Source organism: Paraburkholderia sp. BR10954 (assembly GCF_040965775.1).
In the GTDB taxonomy this organism is placed as follows: Bacteria; Pseudomonadota; Gammaproteobacteria; order Burkholderiales; family Burkholderiaceae; genus Paraburkholderia; species Paraburkholderia youngii.
The window spans coordinates 167,674-187,392 of record NZ_JBFRCK010000008.1; the positions used below are offsets into that span (position 1 = coordinate 167,674).

A 19,719-nucleotide genomic window follows, 5' to 3' on the forward strand; every position below is an offset into this window, starting at 1 on the left:
GTGCTATGTTCCCTCACGTTCAATCTTTTCATGATGCAGCAACGGGCACCGTCAGTCACATCGTTCATGCAGGCGCCGGTTCGACTTGCGCGGTGATCGACCCCGTACTGGACTATGACGCGGCGTCGGGGCGCGCATCGACTGCGTCGCTCGATCGCATCCTCGCGTTTATCGGCGAGCAGCAACTCGTCGTCGGATGGATTCTCGAAACGCATGCGCATGCGGATCATCTGTCGGGTGCAGTCGAACTGAAGCGCCGCATGGGCGGCACCATCGCAACGAGCGAGCGCATCGTCAACGTGCGCTCGCTGTTCTCGATGACATTCGATCTCGCCGATGAGCACGGCTTTGATCATCTATTCGGCCCCGAGGAAGCATTCACGATCGGCACAATGACGGCGCGTGCGATTCCAACTCCTGGACACACGCCCGCCGACACGGCCTATCTGGTTGGCGATGCGCTGTTCGTCGGCGATACGCTGTTCATGCCCGACCTCGGCACGGCACGCTGCGATTTCCCGGGTGGCGATGCGCAAACGCTCTACGCGTCGATCCGGCGGCTTTTGGCACTACCCGAATCGACTCGCGTATTCGTCTGTCACGACTACCCGCCGGCGGGGCGTAACGTACGCTTCTCGACGACGATCCGCGAGCAGCGGCAACACAATATTCATGTGCGCGACGGCATCAGCGAGAGCGAATTCGTTGCGCTGCGAACTGCGCGCGATCTCACGCTGAAGGTGCCCGCACTGCTGTTCCCCGCGATGCAGGTGAATCTGCGCGGCGGACGTCTGCCCGCTTCCGACCACAATGGCCGCCGCTATATGCGGATACCGATCGACGAAACGCATCTCGTCGAGGATCCCTCGTGATCGGCGCGCTGAGCCGATTGCTTCGGCGCGGCGGTCCGGGCGGTGGCAATGCGTCTTGCACCCCGGAAGCGCCGACTGCTGCATGTCTCGACGGAGATACGGCGCCGCCGTCGACGGACGACAACGCCGCGCCGAACGCGCCGCTCGATGAAGAAATCGAACTCATGCGCTATCTGCTGCTGTCGATGGCTGCTGCCTACTGAACACGGCAACGCTGTTCGTTGCCGGGAACCTTCAACGCTGTGCCGTGAGACCACGCGCGCCTCGCTGCGGGGTGTGCATCATCGTTGCGCGCGCCGCTTCCAGAATCCTTCGAAATGAGAAAACGAGCAAGGTTCAATGCGACGCCCGGTTCGCACAAGCGCGATGCCGGATCAGTCGCCATACGCTATCTGCCTGCGATCCTGATTCTATTGCTTTTGGCCGTGAATGCGTTCGTTCTTGGCATCGTGGGATAGCTGTGCCCTTTTTCCAGCACAACTGCCTCAGCAGCCGAGGTGGAAATAATTGAAGAATTCACCAGTGTCATTCAATCGATATGTCAAACACCGAGCAAAAAACCACGATGCAGGACGGGTCGACTCATGTCCTGACGCGTGAACTGGACGCCTTCGAACAGATCCTTTGGGCGACCGATCGAATCGAGCCGCGTCATTTTCTTCTGGTGACAGAGATCGACAATCTTCCGTCAGGCCGAGTTTTTTGGCCGACCGCGTTGGCCGCGGTTCAGCAAAGACATCCTCCATTGCGCGTCCGCATTGTCTGCGACCCTGGGGCACGGCCGAGATTCGTCGCGACTGGCGAGCCCATCCAGTTTCGACTGGATCATGGAACAGGCGAGGCTGCATGGATGGGTGCCGCGACCCGCGAACTCCATACGCGTTTTGACGCGGAGAAAGGCCCCTTGATACGCGTACGCCTTGTTCAGGGCGAATCGACTTCGCATTTGCTACTGGCCGTTCATCACGCCATTGGCGACGGTATCTCCGCCGTTTATCTCACAAGGGATATTCTCGCAGCGGTGCAGGGTGAAATTCGCGCCCCACTGCCAGCGCGCATGAGCCGCGAACAACTGATCACCCCCGGCTCGACCGCTTCACGGTATGACGCTGTCTCGATGACAGTCGGTCACATACCCTCGCGACAGCCTGTCATCGCGACGTTTTCACTCTCGCCCGATGTCGTCGACGAACTGGGTTTGCGCTGCCGTTACGAACGTACGACGCTTCACAGCGCCCTGACGGCCGCCGCGCTTCTTGCCAGTGAAGGGCCATCGCGGCGCAGTCTGTCACCCATCAATGCACGTCACCATTTGCCTTCCATCGAAGACGATGTCGGGTTGTATATTACATCCGGTATCACCTCGATCACCGAAGGTAAGACCGACTGTTTCTGGGAGGCGGCGCGAACCGTGCGGACTCAGCTGGATCAGGCGCGCACATTGCCGCCCTTACTCGACAGCATCAAGGCAATGCGGTCGATGCTAGCGAACATCCGAAGCGAGGAGGACATGCAGGCATTGTGGGGGGCGATACGTTGCGAGCTCGGGTACCAGACCGTACTTTCGAACCTCGGAATGCTCCCCTTCAGCAATTCGAAGTCGGGTGTCCGTGTCAGAGCAGCCTACCTGTTGCTGAACGCGGAACCGATACCTGTTGTGGGGATCGCAACGGTGGGTGGGCGTTTATCGGTCACTATGAGTACGGCGGACGGCGATAAACACATGCCGTGGTTTCGGCGATTCGAGCAACTGCTGTCCAGGGCGACTAGCTTTCTCCGCTGAAGATGCGCTCCGCCCGGCGGCCTCCGCTGCCGCGATTCTTGCCGCTTTGAGGCGCGAAATCCGAGGTCCACAGCGCGTAATGGCAAGAAGGACAAGCAATTCCTGTCGCTTTGATACATGACCGCTTAAAAAACCGTTGTTCCAGCCGTTTATTCCCCGAACTCACGGCCACTGCTTAAAACACGAGCCGGGCGAAAAATCGACCGTCATAAGCCCATTCCGTCACGTCGACGACGCGCGCGTGTTGAATCAACTCGCGCACTGGGTACCCGAACCGGATTTGCGACAGCGCATCCTCGTCGCCAATCCAACTACGCTTTATGGCTTTTGCTGCATTGTCCGGGTCCCGAACTTTTTTCAGAACCGGTACTTGAACCGGATCTGGCCGCCATTCTCGACCTCGTGCGCGGCAACGACGCCGTCATACTGCAGACGCACATCGAGACGTTTGGTCGTATAGACCTCTACCCCAGCGGAAAACCTGCCTGCAACGTGCGCATTGCTGAGCGTATTGGTGAAGCTGCCGAAACCCGGGGCAGCGGCGAACGAGGCGTTGGTCATGTAGCTATTGCCTGCAATGAAGCTCACCCCGGCGCCGACATAAGCGTCGACTGTCGCTGACCCGATCTGCGCGCGCGTCCCGATCCGCAGATTCGGCGTGCCGGTCGCAATGACGCTATTCGCACTATTCACCTTCAGGTTGAGCGCGCCCGCACCGCTCTCCGTGTAACCCGGTAGATTGATGTAGTTCAGGTCGCCGTCGAGCGCCGGCTCCAGGTAGAAACGGCCGAACGGAATCTGATAGGCCGCGCGCATGTGCATTCCGAGATTGAACGAATTGGGAGACGCGGTCGCCACCGCATTGGCGCTCGGGATCACGCGCGAGCTGTTCAGCCAGCCGTAGCTGGCGTCCACCGCACCGCTGAAAGTCCACGGCCCGACCTCGTGTTTGAGCGCGACGACGCCAAGAAGCGCGTTGCCGTTGGCGCTCGTCAGGTTGTCGTTGCCGGTGAAGCGGTCTGTCTCGTAGCCGATGGCGCCACCAAGGAACCAGCCGGGCTGCAGCTGGACCTGCCCGCCAACCTTCAGCGTCGTACCTTGCCAGCCGAAACCTGGGAACGAAGCGTCGGCGCTGCGGTTTTCCCACATGCCCGTGGCGCGGAACCACACGCAGGAGCCCTGCTTTCTCACGGTGGTGTCGTCGTCGCCGAACTCTGGACAACTGAAGACAGAGCGCGAGAATGCCTGGCTAGACTGGTAGCGCGCAGCGGCAACGCCGAGCAACTCCTGGCCGGAAACGGCGGTTAGCGTCTGGGCATAGCCCGCCGTGCTACCGGCGCTACCGAAGGCTCCGAAGATGGGTGCAAAGGTAGGATCGGCACTGTTCCACAACCGGTCCAGGTTGGCTGCGACACTCTGCTGCGTGGCCGAAGCCCCCTTGCTCGCACCGACGAAGTCCGCATCGGTCTTGATCGCGACGGTGTTGCCCTGCACCAGTGGCGTGAAGCGGTAGACCGGCGTAGAAGAACCCGCGAGCGCCGCATCCGGCCGAATTCCGCCGGCCGCCGACAGCACGGTGGTCGTGCTCTTGAGATAGCTCGCCGGATCGGCCTGCACCTTGCCGGCAAGCGCGGCGGTACCCGTGATGTTGAGCAGACCGGACCGCTTGTTGGCCGGATCGATCTGTACGTTCAGCGTGCCCGTCGAACTCTGCACGAGATTGCCGGTGAGAACCGTATTGCCGACCGACTTCGCGCCGCCGACTTTCAGCGTACCGGCGTTGTTCACCGTGCCGCCTCCGACGTTCAACGTGGCCGGTGTGTCGATAACGCCACCGGGCAGATTGTTGACAACGCTGTTGCCGGGGCCACCAAGGACGTGGATGTCACCGGTGATAGTGCCGGAGTTGTTGACCGTGGTGGTGGCGGACGCCTCGCCATACAGCGTGGGGTCCACCAGGATCGCGTATTTGCCTAAGGTCTGGATGGTGCCCTGGTTGGTGATGATGTTGTTATTGCCGCCAATCAGACGGACGGCGGCAGCGTCGCGAAACTCCGGGTCCAATCCCCCCATTGGGGAGGTCCGGAAATTGGGATCGGTCGTGCCGCCTATGACTTTCGACCCGGGCGCCAGGTGGATCGAGATTTGCCCGCCTTTCTGGCCGTCGCTTTGCGCCAGGATGCCGGCGGACCCGACGCCTGTGGCCATGACCGTGTCGTTATCCCTGACGTTGACGGCGACCAGGCCGCCCACGCCGGCGCCACCCGCGCTGCCACGTGCCACATCATGCAGCGGGCCGAGCGTGCTTGAGTTGTTGTTGGAGGCCACCAGACCACCGCCACCGCCGATCGATTGCGCGAAGATTGCCGGCGCGTACCGGCCGGTCGTCACGACCTTCCCGCCGTTTGCCACGATGACGTTGACGGTGCCGCCATTGCCGCTGTTGGCGAATACCGTGCCGCTCGTATTGTCATCGTAGTAGTTCGGGGCGGACGGGTCGCCGGCAAAGCCCCCGCCACCGCCGATCGATTGTGCGACGATCCCATACGCACCGTCGCCGGTGGTAGAGACAGTGTTGTTGGTGTCCACGACAAGAACGTTGCCACCATTGCCGCTCGCGCCCCCGGCGCCAACGAGCGTGCTCGTGTTGATCTGTCCGCCCACCACGAACCCGCCCCCGCCGCCGATCGACTGCGCGACGATACCGTGCGCGTCAAGCCCGCTCGTCGTCACGTTGCCTTGCGTGTTGACAGTGACGCCGCCGCCATTTCCCGAACTGCCGTTCTGACCGCCGAAGCTCAGTGTCACCCCGTAGATGTCGGCGATCCGTCCCTGCGGATTCTGGACGGCTTTGGAAGGATCGAATGTCTCATCGCTGCTTGCGGTCGTCACGACACCGCCGCCGCCTCCGATACTTTGCGCGAGGATGCCGACGCTGTGCTTGCCAAGTGTCGTGACCGTGCCGCCGTTGCTGACGCTCACGTCGCCGCCATTCCCGGCGCCTCCGCCATTGCCGCCCACGGCGATCGACAGGCTTTTCAGCGAACCGCTGACCGCCCCCGACATCGCGCCGTTGCCGCCCCCGCCGCCTACGCTCTGCGCGTACACGCCGAACGCTTCCACCCCCTGCGTCTCGACTGCACCATTTGCCTTCTGCACGACACTCACCGCCCCGCCCGAGCCCGCCGCGCCACCGCTGCCGCCCACGGCGACCGCGGCCTGCACCTTCGAATCATTGTTCGACTTGCCGGTCGAACTCGCCGCGCCGCCGCTGCCGCCGCCGCCGCCAACGCTCTGCGCGAAGATGCCGTGGGATTGCGCGCCATAGGTGCCGATCGCGCCGGTGTTGCTGGCATTCACCGCGCCGCCCAAGCCACCCGCGCCGCCACTGCCGCCGACCGCCACGCCGACGCTGATCTGGTTCACGGTGCCCAGAACTTTCGATACCCCATCCGGCTGAGTGAGGAGCTTTTCCAGATCACCATAAGTCGCTTTGATTTTTTCACCGAGCACTCCGACCTGCAGGATGTTGTTGCCCAGGTTCTGCACATTCTGGTTGAGGCCGAGGCCCTGACCCAGAATGCCAAACAGGGTCTGGGCGTTGGAGATCGTGTCGAGGCCGCCGCTGCCGCCCGCGGCCGCCGCGCCCTTGCCGCCTTTGCCCCCGCCGCCGCCGACGCTTTGCGCGAAGATGCCGGTCGAGGCCGCGCCGCGGGTGACGATGTTGCCGTTGTTGATCGTCGTCACCGTGTTGCCGTCGCCGCCGACGCCACCCTTGCCGCCAACACCCACGGCGATAGCATCCTTGCCGCCGCTGGCCGCAGCGGTACCACCGCCGCCTGCGCCGCCGCCGCCGCCCACGCTCTGGGCGAACACGGCATCGGCGCCGTCGCCGCGCGTCGTGATCGAACCGTCGTTGGTCAGGCCGACCGTGCCGCCCGTCCCCCCGGTTCCACCCGTTCCGCCCACCGCGATTGACGCGCTGAAGCTGGCTTTGGCGTTAGCCGCCGTTGCCGAGGCATCCCCCGTTCCGCCATTGCCGCCGCCACCGCCAATTGACTGTGCGAACACGCCGTGGGCGTCCTGGCCAAAGGTGGCGATCAGCCCGGAGTTTTCCAGGTTGACGGCGCCGCCCGTGCCGCCGCTGCCGCCGCTGCCTCCGAGAGCCACGGAGACCGACAGGGACGACCCCTTGGCAGGCGACGCGGAGTAGGACGCGGCGGTTGCGTCGCCGCCCGTACCACCGCCGCCACCGACGGACTGCGCGAAAACGCCGGTCGCGCTGTCGCCCGCAGTGGTGATCAGGGCGGAATTATCGAGCGTGACGTTGCCGCCGGTGTTGCCGGTCCCGCCGGCGCCGCCGATAGCGGCGCTGACACTGATCGAAGGAATATTTGGGCTGGCCGATGCGGCAACGGCACGCGCCGTGGCGCTGCCGCCGGAGCCGCCGCCGCCGCCGATACTTTGCAGCACGACACCTTCGGCGTCCGAACCATACGTAACGACCTGCCCCGTGTTGGTCAGCGACACCGCGCCGGCCGCGCCGCCTCCGCCGCCTTGTCCGCCGATGGCAACCGAACTCGACAGCGGGCCGCCGACGGTGAACGCTGTAGCGTTGCCGCCATTGCCGCCACCGCCGCCGATCGACTGAGCCTTGATACCGGCTGCGTGGTCGCCGTAGGTCGTGACGAGTGCGGCGTTGTCAACGGTGACCTGGCCGCCCGCGCCGCCACCGTGGGCATCACCGCCGATCACCATGGTGATCAGCCCCCCGCCGCTCGACGTCGCGCTGCCGGCATTGCCGCCGGAGCCGCCAATGCTTTGCGCAAGGATGCCGGCTCCGCCGCTCTGGTCGAGGCTGCCAAACACGCTGTTCTGGCCCAGCGCGAGTTTCACCGCGCCGCCATTGCCGCCCTGGCCGCCGTTGCCGCCGATCTCGAAGCCCGCGCCAGCGGTGACGCCGCTGGCGTCGCCGCCGCTTCCGCCGCCACCGCCGATGCTTTGCGCGATCAGCGGGATGCTGCCTACGCCTGATTGACTGCCGACCGTGACAAAGGCGTGGTCCGAGTTCACTGTGACCGCGCCGCCATCGCCGCCCGCGGCACCTGCACCGCCCGTGCCGGCCAGCGCGAAGCTGACACTACCGCCATTGCCCCCGCCGCCTCCGACACTTTGCAACAACGCGCCGTGTGTATATGGGCCGTTCGTTTTAATTGTCGCCGTGTTCGTCGCGTCTCCAAGGGTCAGCGAAGCCTTCCCGCCAGCGCCAGCCTTACCACCATCACCGCCTTCACCCACGACAGTGCTCTGGGCGCCGTCACCGATACCGCCGGCGCCTCCATTGGCCTGCACCAGCACCCCCTCACCCCCGATCAGCCCGGCAGCAGACTGCCCGGCCGGAACATTCGCGGTGTAATCGATGGAACCAAGGACGGTGGCGCTGGCGCTGCCGGCAATTCCGCCGTTGCCGCCCACACCACCCTCATTGCGGAATGAGCCGTCGATGGCAGTGCCACCGCCCCCGCCCGCTCCGCCGTTCGCCTTGGCGGTTACGCCGCTGCCCGGCTGATACCGACTGTTCGCCGGTTGCATCCGGTCGGAGAACACGATCTGACCACCGCTGCCGAGTTCCGCGCTCGCTGTGCCGCCGTCACCTCCGTTGCCGCCGGTCCCGCCAAAACTGCCACTTCCACCGTACGCGCCACCAGCGCTGCCGCCCGTACCGCCATCGGCGTCGGCCTGCATCGGAAAGATCTGGCCTGCCGTGGTGCTGGCGGTCAGACTGCCGTTCTGAAAGGCAAGCGTCGCGGTACCGCCGTTGCCGCCGTTGCCGCCCTTGCCTCCATGGCCTTCTACAACCAAATCGCCCGGAGTGGGCGAGTTGCCACCTACCCCGCCGGTCCCGCCCAGGGCGGACGCTCGCAGGCCGACACCATAGAACTGAATGCTGCCGGAGGCGTTAAGCGCTGCCTGACCACCCCGCCCCCCTGCTCCGCCGTTGCCGCCGTATAGCGGCTCAGTACCTTGGGCATTGGACACGGCACCCACTCCGCCGGTGCCGCCATTGGCTTCCACGTCGAGCGCAACTTCCGGAAGGACACCTTTCGGGTCGGGACCAACCGTGCCGCTAAACTGCACGGAGACCGCGCCGCCATTGCCTGCCGCCCCGCCGTTTCCCGTGTGGGCGGAGCCATTGGCGTCATAACCGCCCTGTCCGCCAGCACCACCATCACCACCGTCGACGGACCATCCCGCTCCCATAGTGGGGCTGATGAAGGTCGGCGCGAATCCCCCCTTCACCGTAATTCCGCTGTTGACACTGTTAAAGGAACCACCCGACTGACCGGCGAAGCCATCCTGGCCCACTCCGTTCCAGGAGCCGTCGTCGGCGCCTTTGCATCCCGCCTGCCCCGCGGCGTTCAGGTAGTACTGGGGAAGCGGCGCTGCGCCAAACGACTGATTGGAAAAGTTGGTCTGTGCCGGCGCCGCTGGCAGCGCCGGGCCGGCGCTGCTGTTGCACTGGGCTCGCACAGCAACCGGAACAAACAGCGCGGCAAGCGACGTTACGGCAGAGGCCAACGCAACCACGGTCCGACGCTTGCGGCCGCAGCAATCCTCAAAACAAAGCGCCGACGTCAATGTCCGCGCAGACTCACAATGCGATGAATGCTTGAATATGTACACGGTCTTCCTCATTCGGTTCTGTCGCAATAACAGGTACAACGGGTTGCAGTCTTTTGAAAAAGACATCGAATCTGTTTGCGAGTCGCACAGAGACTGGTTTTTCTGGCGACCCGGCTCGATCGGACAAAATCCGATTTCTGGACACGACGAATGACCGCATGCCGGCACTGGCAAGTGATGCCTACGAAATTGAGCGCTGCCCAGGAGATTGATTAATTTCTAACTTTCGCCGGAATATTTCGGCGGAGGTTTTCCAACTTGATTAAGGCCGGCAAAATGGGCTGATCCGTTCATCCTCAAGCGCCTTTTTCGAAGCCAACTCGGACTCGGATTCATCGTCATTAGCGGAAGCCGCTCCGCCATAAGCCTTGCATGGTCACATAATCATGAAACTTAAAAGCGACTTAATATGGTTGAATGTTTTCATAATAAATATCACGATCCAGCGTGCCGAGGCACCCAATGCGCGTTTGAAAAGACATCAATCCGTTGCGCTTAGGTTGCATAGTGCGCGTGATAACTTAGATAACCATTAGTAGGAGGGAACATCAGGTGCCGCGAGCCGGGCTTTGTTCAATGGAACAAAAATGCGAATATCGAGGAGCTGAAGAGCGCGGCGCGAATTTCGAGCCTGGGACTCCGCTTCCACGGCGGGCGTCGCGCTATGGCAAGCCGGTTGGTGTTCTACGGTGACCGGGCGAACGTGTTCTGCTGAACATCGGCCGGCAAGACCGGCAACGGCGTAATGTTTACGAAAGTATGGATTAGCACGATTCGATATGTGAATGGCTGCTTCCTGAGCGACGCAGAACTATGCTTTTCTTCGGGGGTCTCCGATCATCACAAGTGCTCCGAAGAAGAATAATTGGAGATTCGCTTTTTTCCGCCAACAAGAGCCCGGAAAATTGACATCGCCGTCGTACGGGAACGTAGCCGAAACGCGCGGTCACACGGCGGGCGATTCGCCGAGCGTCACAGTCCAGCCGAGGCCACGCACGTTGCGAATCACAGACTGTCCGAACTTCTTGCGTACACCGTGGATCAGCACGTCGACCGCATTGCTCTCGACTTCCTTACCCCAACCATAAAGCTTCCCCTCGAGCTGATCTCGCGAAAGGATAGTGCCGGGGCGCTCAAGGAACGCGAACATCAATGCGAATTCGCGCGCCGACAGAACGGATGACACCCCGTTGCAGCATAGAGTTCGTTTGTCGAGATCGAGGTTCAACGTGTCATTGCCTAGACGCGACGACGCAAAGCCTGCCCTGCGACGCAACACGGCACGAATCCGCGCGAGCAGTTCGGGCAGGTGGAAGGGCTTGAGAACATAGTCGTCAGCGCCGAAATCGAGCCCTTGGACCCGGACGTCAAGATCGTCACGTGCGGTCAGGATCAGTATGGGTACCTTGCTCCCCTTCTCACGCGCCGCCTTCAGCAATTCGATGCCGCCCATGCCGGGCAAACCAAGATCGAGCAAGACCAGCGTATATTCAACGGCAGCGATGGCCGCGCTGCCGGCATTGCCGTCGCGGACCCAGTCGACGCTGTACTCCGCATCCTGAAGCGCGCGCAGCAAACTTTGACCGATCTGCAGGTCGTCTTCGACTATGAGCACTCGCATAGTGCAATGTCCACGGCAATGGAGCGTTGTCGTTGGGCGCAAGGCAAGGAACTTACTTCCGCGGGCGCGTTTCACGCCTGAGCGATTTGCGATTCATGCGTAATGCGCCGGTTTTTTCTCAACGGTTCGGAAGCTTCGCATCAGGCGAATAGGCTCTCCGCGGGAAAAACTTTCTGAACCACTCGAGAATGCCGGAACTGATGAGGCTGTATCGCTCCGGATTTCCACAAGTGGCTGAACACTCACTATCCTCGGAACCGACGGGCAGTAAATACACATTAAGCATGTTGTCCCTCCCGCGTAGGCGACGATCTTGCACTAGGGATTCCCTCGCAATAACTCCCGAAATCCACTCCGCACTGGCGCTTTTCAGCCCGCCAATCCGCAATCTTCGTCTCAGGAAATATTTTAGATCCTAAGAATGAGATTGGAATGAGAATCGACGGAACGGCCCTTCCTCGGGACTATTAAATGGGGTCGGTCGCGATGCACGGCTGCGGATGAAGTCAGCCGACCTGTGCATGCGCCCGCTGCGCCGCCAGTGCCCTTCCCTCGCCGCGATGATTGGCGTCTACCGACGTTCGATCACGCTACTCCCCGACACGTGACATCAAAGCAACGTCAGAAATACATTCCAATCTTCTTATGTCTTCAAGATTCGATCCATTTCCATTGGATCGACAGATGTACTGTAAAGGGTTGCGATAATCCTTAGAACATCTCTAAAGCGCTCGCCGCAAGTCGCTACTGCGATCGCACTGATCGCAGGCATCACCAAAAGAGCTGCGAGCAACTCGCTGCTCAGAGAAGGCTACCTGACAGGAACGTAGTCACAATGCCAGTATGTATGGTGTCTATTTGATGAGAATTAGCGTTACGCCGCTACCCGACCGAAACCCGTGACCCGGTGCCATTCAGGGCCCACTCTCCTACATAGTGCCGCGCGCCGGCAGAACGATTGTAGCAATCAGACCACTATGTCCATCGCTGCGGTTTGCAAGCGAAATAGAACCCCGGTACTTCGCCACGACCGATTTGACGATCGAAAGCCCGAGACCACTACCTTCCGAATCCTCCGCACGCAGACGGAAGAAGCGATCAAACACCCGGTCCAAGGACGCTTCCGGAATGCCCGGTCCGTTGTCGGTCACGCGCACCACCAAGTCGTCGGCGCTTCGGAACAGATCGATGTCGACGGTTCCGCCGGCAGGCGTATAGCGCAGTGCGTTCTCAAGCAGATTGCGCACGGCCATACGCAATTCTCCTTCACGCGCTTCAACTTGCGCGCTCTCGAACCTCCCTACACCAAGATCGATCGAGCGTGCATCTGCAACCGGCAGAAAATCCGCGACGAGCTTCTGAACCAACTGGGACAGATCCACTGTCTCGATTGCTGTCAAATCGAGCTGTGCATCAGCTCGCGCTAGCGAGAGAAGCTGTCGGATCATCGTCGACGCTCGAGCGATGGCCTCGCGCAATTCGCGCAGACGCTCGGAGCGTGCCGCCTCGTCGGGAGCGTTGACGAGGTTGTCGACGCGCAACTGCATCGCAGCGATAGGCGTGCGCAACTCGTGCGCGGCATCGGCGACGAATCGTTTCTCAGCGTCGATACCAACCTGAAGCCGGGCAATCATCCGATTGACCGACGCCGCGAACGGTCGTACCTCGTCCGGCACGCCCGATATATCGAGAGGCTCGAGATGCCGAATGCCGACTAACTCCGACTGCGCCGCTGCACGCGACAGCGACGCGAACGCCGCGTTGACGACAAAGGGAATAGCGAGCCAGACGAGTGGAATCAGGATGAGCGTGGGTATCAGGCTTTCGAGCGCGGCATGCCTTGCTGTTTCTTCGCGGAACGCCACCGGCTGTCCGACCTGGTACGTGTACTGGCCGTCGGCCTTTCTTAACGTGTAAATGCGATAGGCATGCCCGCCGATACTCTCGATCGAATATCCGTCCGGCGCATTGCGATCGAATAGCAGCTCCGGATCGGTATTATCCGTTGGCGCCGCGTCGCCGCTCCTCCAGATTTGCCCGACAAAGCCGTCGACGGAGTGCTGCGGCGGACCGTGTGAGCCTATCGCGCCGACGTTGCCGGCGGACAGCCAGATAGCGGCGCCCTGCAAGTGCACGTCGAGCAGTTCGCCGATGTGCTTGCGCGACAGCCAATACGACGCATACGCATCGATGAGGCCGACTGCCGTGACCAGTACGATCAACGTTACAGTAATCTGGTTTTTCAACGAGCTCATGCGATCGAGTTCAGCGTATACCAGCGGTTACCCGTGCGGCCACACGATCTTCCAGACTTTGTCCGTATCGACGACGGGGTAGTCGCCGCCCTCAAATCGGCCCGCGACCACTCCATCGACGAAACGCCGGAAAATGATGCTCGTGTCGATGATCACGCTCGCCGCGACGTTTCCGTACCGACGGGATGCATCGGCCATCCAGCCGATCACGCGGACGCGCGGATGGCGGGCGGCCGCGACGATCACCGCGTCATTTGCATCTGCAACGAGTACGTCGGCGCCGGCATCGATCTGCTGCACGGTCAACTGCTGCGTGCGTCGGCGGTCATCCCAGTTGCCGACCCAATCTACCAGAACCGTTGCGTCGGGCGCCTTGGCAAGTACGGTCTGCCTGAAGCTTTGCGCCTCCGTACCGTCGACAGACTCTACGCCGCCGACGAAGCCGACGGTCTTCGTCTTCGACACGCTCGCGGCAACAGCACCAGCAAGCGCGCCCCCGAGGCTCTTGCAATCGAGACAATAGTTGACGACGTTGGGGCCACTCGCCTTACCCGACAAGGTCGCGAAATAGGCTTGCGGGTATTGTGCTGCGGCCGTTGCGGTGACTGCGCTCAGTTCAGCGCCTGCCAGAATGAAACCGCGTACACCTGCCGTGTAGTGGCGGCCGATAACCGTGAGAATTCGCGCGGCACCCAGACTGTCGGCATCGCGCACGACGGTCATCCGGTAGCCGTTGTGGCGGACCTGGAGGTAGCCGCGATATGCGGCTTCGCTGAATCCGAGATCGCTTCCGGCGTAGGGAATGAACAGCAACACGGGCCATCTGCTAACCGTGCCTGCAACGGATGCATGCATCGCGCCTCGGAGTGCGGTCGGGGCGAACGCAGACAGTGCGAGCAGCGAACAGGCAACGCGACGTCGCTCGTTGACGGGGGCCGGTTTCATTCGGGCAGGATTTCTATGCGTTTCCTCAGATAGTCAATGTTCTGAAGAACTGGCCTGAATACGTCCAAAGTCTATGCAGGCGCGGAAGATAACGTCAAGAGCGATTGGTCGCACCAACAGCTGGTTGTGGGCTTTTGCCGGCTTTGTCAGGTTAAGCGAATGGCATACTGCGTTCCACTCAGATAAGGTCACCAACCATCGACAATTAAGTAGTCGAGATTTTTAGACCCGGGCTGCGGCTATTCCACACCAAGCTGAAGGTACAGCGCTCGGGAGGTGCTGCGGAACGAATTCTCCCCCTTGAGAATTAGGCTGGAATTAGATGCGTGAGACGGCGCCCCCGCCACGATCTCGCGACAACGCAATCAAGCGGCGTGGTGATCCAGCGCACGGCTTCCTTTGTACGCAGGTTGCGAACCACCTCCGCGTGCGTGGTGCAGGCAACCATCCGGCTCGCAAAGCGCCGAATTACGGGCTCCGTCCAGTCTTTTTCGAAGCATCGCTTCGCCGAATTGCGGCCTAAGCTTTGGCTCAATTTTCTGCACTGAAACAAGGTAAGAACAGCGATGTCCACACGACGTCACCGGGCGTCTCGCGCGATCGGCTTTGCCCTTGCCGCCGCGACGTTCGTCGTGTCTGGCACGGCGGTGGCCAGACATCCCACCCGACTCTCCTCGCTTGCCGCTGACGATCAGATTTTCATCAAGTTGCGTGACGCCGCCCGCGACAACGATCCCGGGCGTGCCGCGCAGATGGCGAGCCTAATCCGAAATTATCCAGCGCCGGCTTATCTCAGCTATTTTCAGATCAAGCCGCGTCTGTTCAACGGCGCGGGGCATGCGAATCTCGATGCGCCGGACGTACCGGTGCTATCGTTTCTGCAACGCTACGACGGACAGGCGATTGCCGACCGTCTGCGCAACGACTACCTGCGCGTGCTGGGCGCGCGCCACGACTGGAAGGATTTCGATTCCCAATATTCCCTGTTCGTCCTAAACGACGACACGCAGGTGAACTGCTATGCGCTCGAGTCGCGCGCCGCGCGGGGTGAAAACGTCGCCGACGCGGCGCGCGCGCTGCTCGTCGAGCCGAAGTGGTACGGCGACGGCTGCGTCGATCTGATCACCGCGCTCGACGGTAATCACCAGTTCACTCCGGAGGATGTCTGGCAGCAGATTCGCGAGGCCTATGAACAAGGCGCGACGAGGACCGGCCGCAGACTGGTCGATGCGCTGGGCACGGCACGCCCGGATCCGCTGCGGCTCGATCAGGCGAGGAACCAGCCGCGCGCGCTGCTGGCGAAAGGCGTCCCGATGGACGCGGCGTCACATCAACTCGCGCTGCTCGCCATCACGCAGGTGGCGGCCAGCGATCCGGCAGCGGCCGCAGCCATCTTCACCGCGATCGCACCGGCGCTCACCCTGGCGGAACGCGCTATCGGCTGGGGCACGATTGCGTATCAGGCAGCGACCCGGCAGCTACCAGGCGCGGTGGACTGGTACCGGCTGTCGGCGAACGCGCCCCTGTCGAGCCAGGCCTATGAGTGGCGCACGCGTAGCGCGCTGCTGGCAGGAGACTGGATGATGGTGCGCTGGTCGATCGAGCAGATGCCGGCCGCACTGCGCGCACAACCACCGTGGGTCTACTGGTACGCACGCGCGTTGAAACAGGCCGGCGAGGTGACAGCGGCGAACCAGGAATTCGGGAAGATCGCGGGAACTTACACCTTCTATGGCCAACTGGCCTCCGAGGCGCTCGGCCAGCAGATCGTGATTCCGCCACAGATCAAAGTGACCGACGAAGAAGTTAAGAAGGCCGGCCAGACACCCGGCTTTGAACTGGCAAAACGCTTTTATGCGCTGAACCTGCGCACGGAAGGCAACCGGGAGTGGAACTGGCAGTTGCGCGGCATGACCGACCGGCAACTGCTCGCAGTCGCCGAGTACGCACGCCGCATCGAGCTCTACGACCGGACGGTGAGCACCGCCGACAGGACGCAGACCGAGCACGATTTTTCGCTGCGCTATCTGGCGCCGTTCCGCGCGATTGTCGAGCGACATGCCCAGTCCACCGGGTTCGGTATCGAATGGGCGTATGGCCTCATTCGCCAGGAGTCGCGCTTCATCATCAGCGCGCGCTCGGAGGTTGGCGCGGGTGGCCTGATGCAGGTGATGCCGGAAACCGCGGAGATGGTCGCGAGGAAGATCGGGCTCGGTCCGAACTCGCGGGCGAGGATGAATGAGATCGACACGAACATCCTGCTCGGCACGTATTATCTGTCGATGATTTACAACCAGCTTGACCGTTCGGCCGTACTCGCGACCGCCGGCTACAATGCCGGCCCTGGACGCCCGCGCAAGTGGCAGGCCAACCTCCCGCGTCCGGTGGAAGGCGCGATTTTCGCGGAGACCATTCCGTTCAACGAAACCCGCGACTACGTCAAGAATGTGTTGTCGAACACGGTCTACTACGCGGCGTTGTTTGATGGCCGCCCGCAATCGCTGATGGAGCTGCTTGGTCATGTCGAGCCCCGATGACATAGCAACGCTTCCGCGCTGACCGCACGGATAAAAACCAAGAGCCATCCCGGGAGCGCCGCTACCGGCAGTCCTACTTAAGTTGAGGATCAGGCGGAGGATGACGCGCTTCCAATGAGCGGAAGAAGATCTGCAACTCCATGTTCTGCGTGGACACGTGGCTGCCTTCATGAAACGGGTCGGTTTTGTCGCGGTAAGGCTGACCGGACGACAGAGTCCGGTATGGTAAGGAACGGTTATGCCGCCAGTGAATAGAACTGCTGTGGGGGAGTTTGATCGATCCCGCCGTCATACATCTGTCCCTTGACGATCATGTGCATTATTTGAATACCACCCAACGGGATGCTGTCGCAGCGGAATTTCTTGAACCCCAGCCTCGGGCGGGTTCGGCGCTTGATCGCCCGGTGATCTTGTTCGATTATGTTGTTCAGGTATTTGGACTGACGGATCCAGATCGGTGTCTGGCGCCCGGCGTCGATGGCCTCAAGCGCTGCGAGATTTGCTCCGCCCTTGTCGATGGTCACTACCTCGGGCTCGCCGTTATGCTCGATCGACTTCTGAAAATAGCGCTTCGCCGCTGCCTTGTCACGATGCGCGCGCAGCAGAAAATCGATCGTGTCTCCCGCCTTGTCCACGGCCCGGTACAAGTACTTCCACTGTCCCTTGACCTTGATATACGTCTCATCTACGCGCCAGCTCTTGCCGACTGGACGCTTGCGGACCCGGAACACCTTTTCCAGAGCGGGCAGCAGCTTGATGGCCCATCGCGATGCACGGTTGAATGGTCGACATCGATGCCGCGTTCAGCCCTCATCTCTTCCAGATTTCGCAGGCTCAGCCCATAGGCCACGTACCAGCGCACGCACATCCGTCAGACGCGCATTTTCGCGTCCCCGCGCTAATGCGACACGACCATATGTATGCCAGTCAGCGGGCAGCCGTCGGAAGATCGATGTTTCCTTCCGTTCCCGCTAAATCCGTCTTCTTCACGCGCGACTTTTTGTCGGAACTGTCGCGTGCCGTCGCGCTTGCAGTCCGGGCGGCTCCTTGACTTTCCGTTTTGCCGAACGCCGCTGGACTGCTGCACGATTGACGCACGACCAGTTCCGGCGGAAATACCATATGCCGAGGGCTTCGCTCGTCCCCCCTGATGCGCTCGAGCAGCATGTTGAGCGCCGCTTCGGCCATCGCGTCAACGGGCTGCCGGACCGTGGTCAGTGCGGGAGAGAAAGCGTTCGCCCATGGAAAATCGTCGATCGCGGTGACTGATACGTCCGCGGGACACGCGAGATGCTTTTCCGCCAATGCCCGCATCGTGCCAATCAGCATCTGGTTATTGGCCACGAAGATGGCTGACGGCGGCTCCGGGAGATCCATTAGCTCAAGCGCCGCGGTATAGGCGTCGTGCTCGCCGAATGCGCCCTGTCTCACGTAGTCGGGATTGACCGGCAGATTCGCGGCTGCGATCGCCTGGGCGAAGCCGCGCAAGCGATCACGACCAGGCAGCAGGTTCTGCGGACCGGAGATGATTGCGACGCGCCGATGGCCGAATTCCAGGATGTGCTGTACTGCAAGGCGTGCTGCGGCAACGTTATCGAGAGCAACCGAATCCCACTCGTTGGGGCAGACCACGTGGTCGACCGTTACAACAGGCATGATGCCGATCTCCGAACGAACCTTGTCGTAGGCTTCTTCCGGTGCCGATGCACAGAGGATCGTGCCGACGGCCAGATGGGCGCGGAGCATGCGGAGATAGGCATGCTCCTGTTCAAGATTCCGATCGCTGTCGAACAACAGAACACAGTAGCCCTGGACGTGAGCGCGTTTCTGAATGGAATGCACGAACTCGGTGAAGAATGGGTTCGTGATGTCCGGGACGACCAGGCCCAATAGCTTGGTGGTGCCCTTTTTCAGACTGCTCGCGACTGTGTTCGGCGCGTAACCCAACGCCTTGACAGCGACGCGCACGCGCTCCGTGAGATCCGGACTCACGTAGGTGGATCCCGACAGGACCGCCGAGACGGTCGCCAGACTTACTTCCGCTAGACGTGCGACATCCTTCATTGTTGCCATGATTTTCTCGCCATGCAGTTGTGCCCCGAGCTTCCTGTTCGTTCAGTTCCACCATCCCGCATGCTCGCGCTTCGGCTGCCGCAAGATGCCGTCCGGCGTACGGGGCGGCTCGATTTCGAGGAGGAACCGCTGTGCGGGTGACATCCGCTCGTACAGGTCCGGGGTGAGATGGTCGAGCTGGACGAGCTGCTGCGGGAGGTCACGCCGAGTATACGTGAGATGCAGTACCCGGCGGTTTGCGTCGTTCTTTTTGAGCGTGCCGCTGTGCCAGCCCGACGCGTTCATGATGAAGACGGTGCCAGCCCGACCAGTCAGATAGACCTCACCCGGATACGGTGCGTCCAGATCGGCGGGAATCCGTTTGCGATCTTCTTCGGAAATGGGGCCGGGCTCCCAGTCGCCCTGGTTAACAACAGGCACGTTAATCGGTGCCCATTTGTGCGACCCGGGTACAACCCGGGTGGGGCCGTTTTCCAGCGTCATGTCGTCAAACAGGATGACGGCATTGACCACCCACCAGTCATTTTCGAAGTGCTTCGGCACGTCGGCGTGCAATTGCTGATGACCGAATCCCTTCACCGGATCGCGGAGATTGGCGCCATGCACCTTGATCTCCCCCAGCAGCTTGTGGGCTGTGGCCAACACCGGCTGCAGTTCCAGGCACTTGTCGAACACTGACGTCTTGTTGAAGATGTTCGACACGCGCCGCGCACCGGGCTCGACGTGAACTTCATGTCCACCCGTGAGGCGCTCGGCTTCATGGAGCCGCTCAAACTCGCGGGCCATCGAGCGGCACTCGTCCGGGCTCAGCACGTCTTCGACGACGAAAAATCCTTTTTCGTCGAGTTCCTTCACCTGCTCGCTGGTCAACTTGTCGTTGATGTCTAGTTCATGCATCGCCTGTCTCGTGTACATGAGTCGGGTCTCCGTCAATTTCGTTAGCTGGCGA

11 protein-coding genes are annotated in these 19,719 nt (G+C 61.6%); 4 read left to right on the plus strand and 7 right to left on the minus strand.

What is annotated here, in order from left to right; all coding sequences use genetic code 11:
• Positions 1–5 precede the first annotated feature (5 nt).
• The 3 genes from AB4Y34_RS14795 to AB4Y34_RS14805 all read left to right on the plus strand — a co-directional run bounded on the left by AB4Y34_RS14795 (position 6) and on the right by AB4Y34_RS14805 (position 2,655).
• Positions 6–872, plus strand: a complete 867-nt coding sequence (locus AB4Y34_RS14795; RefSeq protein WP_176125009.1) for an MBL fold metallo-hydrolase — start codon at positions 6–8, stop codon at positions 870–872.
• Positions 869–1,075, plus strand: a complete 207-nt coding sequence (locus AB4Y34_RS14800; protein ID WP_342964608.1) for a hypothetical protein — start codon at positions 869–871, stop codon at positions 1,073–1,075. The genes AB4Y34_RS14795 and AB4Y34_RS14800 overlap by 4 nt, the downstream gene beginning before the upstream one ends.
• 335 nt (positions 1,076–1,410) lie before the next feature.
• Positions 1,411–2,655, plus strand: a complete 1,245-nt coding sequence (locus tag AB4Y34_RS14805) for a condensation domain-containing protein (protein WP_368716430.1) — start codon at positions 1,411–1,413, stop codon at positions 2,653–2,655.
• A gap of 357 nt (positions 2,656–3,012) precedes the next feature.
• Here AB4Y34_RS14805 and AB4Y34_RS14810 read toward each other — a convergent pair whose 3' ends face one another.
• The 4 genes from AB4Y34_RS14810 to AB4Y34_RS14825 form a co-directional block, all read right to left on the minus strand.
• Positions 3,013–9,507 carry an autotransporter outer membrane beta-barrel domain-containing protein gene (locus AB4Y34_RS14810; RefSeq protein WP_368716479.1) on the minus strand — a complete coding sequence of 2,165 codons (6,495 nt, stop codon included), beginning with the start codon at positions 9,505–9,507 and terminating at the stop codon, positions 3,013–3,015.
• 778 nt (positions 9,508–10,285) lie between these two features.
• The gene (locus AB4Y34_RS14815; RefSeq protein ID WP_176384521.1) at positions 10,286–10,960 is read right to left on the minus strand and encodes a response regulator transcription factor; all 675 of its coding nucleotides are present in this window, start codon (positions 10,958–10,960) and stop codon (positions 10,286–10,288) included.
• 929 nt (positions 10,961–11,889) lie between these two features.
• Positions 11,890–13,095: an ATP-binding protein gene (locus AB4Y34_RS14820; RefSeq protein ID WP_368367466.1), complete on the minus strand. Its 1,206-nt coding sequence runs from the start codon at positions 13,093–13,095 to the stop codon at positions 11,890–11,892.
• Positions 13,096–13,242: 147 nt separating this feature from the next.
• On the minus strand, positions 13,243–14,070 hold the full coding sequence (locus AB4Y34_RS14825) for a BMP family ABC transporter substrate-binding protein (RefSeq protein WP_368716431.1): 828 nt from the start codon (positions 14,068–14,070) through the stop codon (positions 13,243–13,245).
• A gap of 656 nt (positions 14,071–14,726) precedes the next feature.
• Between AB4Y34_RS14825 and AB4Y34_RS14830 the strand changes: the two genes are divergently transcribed.
• Positions 14,727–16,697: a transglycosylase SLT domain-containing protein gene (locus AB4Y34_RS14830; protein ID WP_368716432.1), complete on the plus strand. Its 1,971-nt coding sequence runs from the start codon at positions 14,727–14,729 to the stop codon at positions 16,695–16,697.
• Between the two features lie 236 nt (positions 16,698–16,933).
• Here AB4Y34_RS14830 and AB4Y34_RS14835 read toward each other — a convergent pair.
• The 3 genes from AB4Y34_RS14835 to AB4Y34_RS14845 all read right to left on the minus strand — a co-directional run bounded on the left by AB4Y34_RS14835 (position 16,934) and on the right by AB4Y34_RS14845 (position 19,685).
• A protein-coding gene (locus AB4Y34_RS14835) for an IS6 family transposase (RefSeq protein ID WP_368716433.1) occupies positions 16,934–17,565 on the minus strand; the annotation gives its coding sequence in 2 pieces (ribosomal slippage) (positions 16,934–17,464 and positions 17,467–17,565; 630 coding nt in all).
• 59 nt (positions 17,566–17,624) lie between these two features.
• Positions 17,625–18,770: a LacI family DNA-binding transcriptional regulator gene (locus AB4Y34_RS14840; RefSeq protein ID WP_176384496.1), complete on the minus strand. Its 1,146-nt coding sequence runs from the start codon at positions 18,768–18,770 to the stop codon at positions 17,625–17,627.
• A gap of 42 nt (positions 18,771–18,812) precedes the next feature.
• Entirely contained in the window at positions 18,813–19,685 is an 873-nt protein-coding gene (locus tag AB4Y34_RS14845; protein WP_368716434.1) for a phytanoyl-CoA dioxygenase family protein, read from the minus strand.
• Between the last annotated feature and the right edge of the window lie 34 nt (positions 19,686–19,719).

Coding starts and splice junctions, on each gene's coding strand:
- AB4Y34_RS14795 (WP_176125009.1), top strand. CDS start 6: ATGTTCCCTCACGTTCAATCTTTTCATGATGCAGCAACGGGCACCGTC.
- AB4Y34_RS14805 (WP_368716430.1), top strand. CDS start 1,411: ATGTCAAACACCGAGCAAAAAACCACGATGCAGGACGGGTCGACTCAT.
- AB4Y34_RS14815 (WP_176384521.1), bottom strand. CDS start 10,960: ATGCGAGTGCTCATAGTCGAAGACGACCTGCAGATCGGTCAAAGTTTG.
- AB4Y34_RS14825 (WP_368716431.1), bottom strand. CDS start 14,070: ATGCATGCATCCGTTGCAGGCACGGTTAGCAGATGGCCCGTGTTGCTG.
- AB4Y34_RS14830 (WP_368716432.1), top strand. CDS start 14,727: ATGTCCACACGACGTCACCGGGCGTCTCGCGCGATCGGCTTTGCCCTT.
- AB4Y34_RS14840 (WP_176384496.1), bottom strand. CDS start 18,770: ATGGCAACAATGAAGGATGTCGCACGTCTAGCGGAAGTAAGTCTGGCG.
- AB4Y34_RS14845 (WP_368716434.1), bottom strand. CDS start 19,685: ATGTACACGAGACAGGCGATGCATGAACTAGACATCAACGACAAGTTG.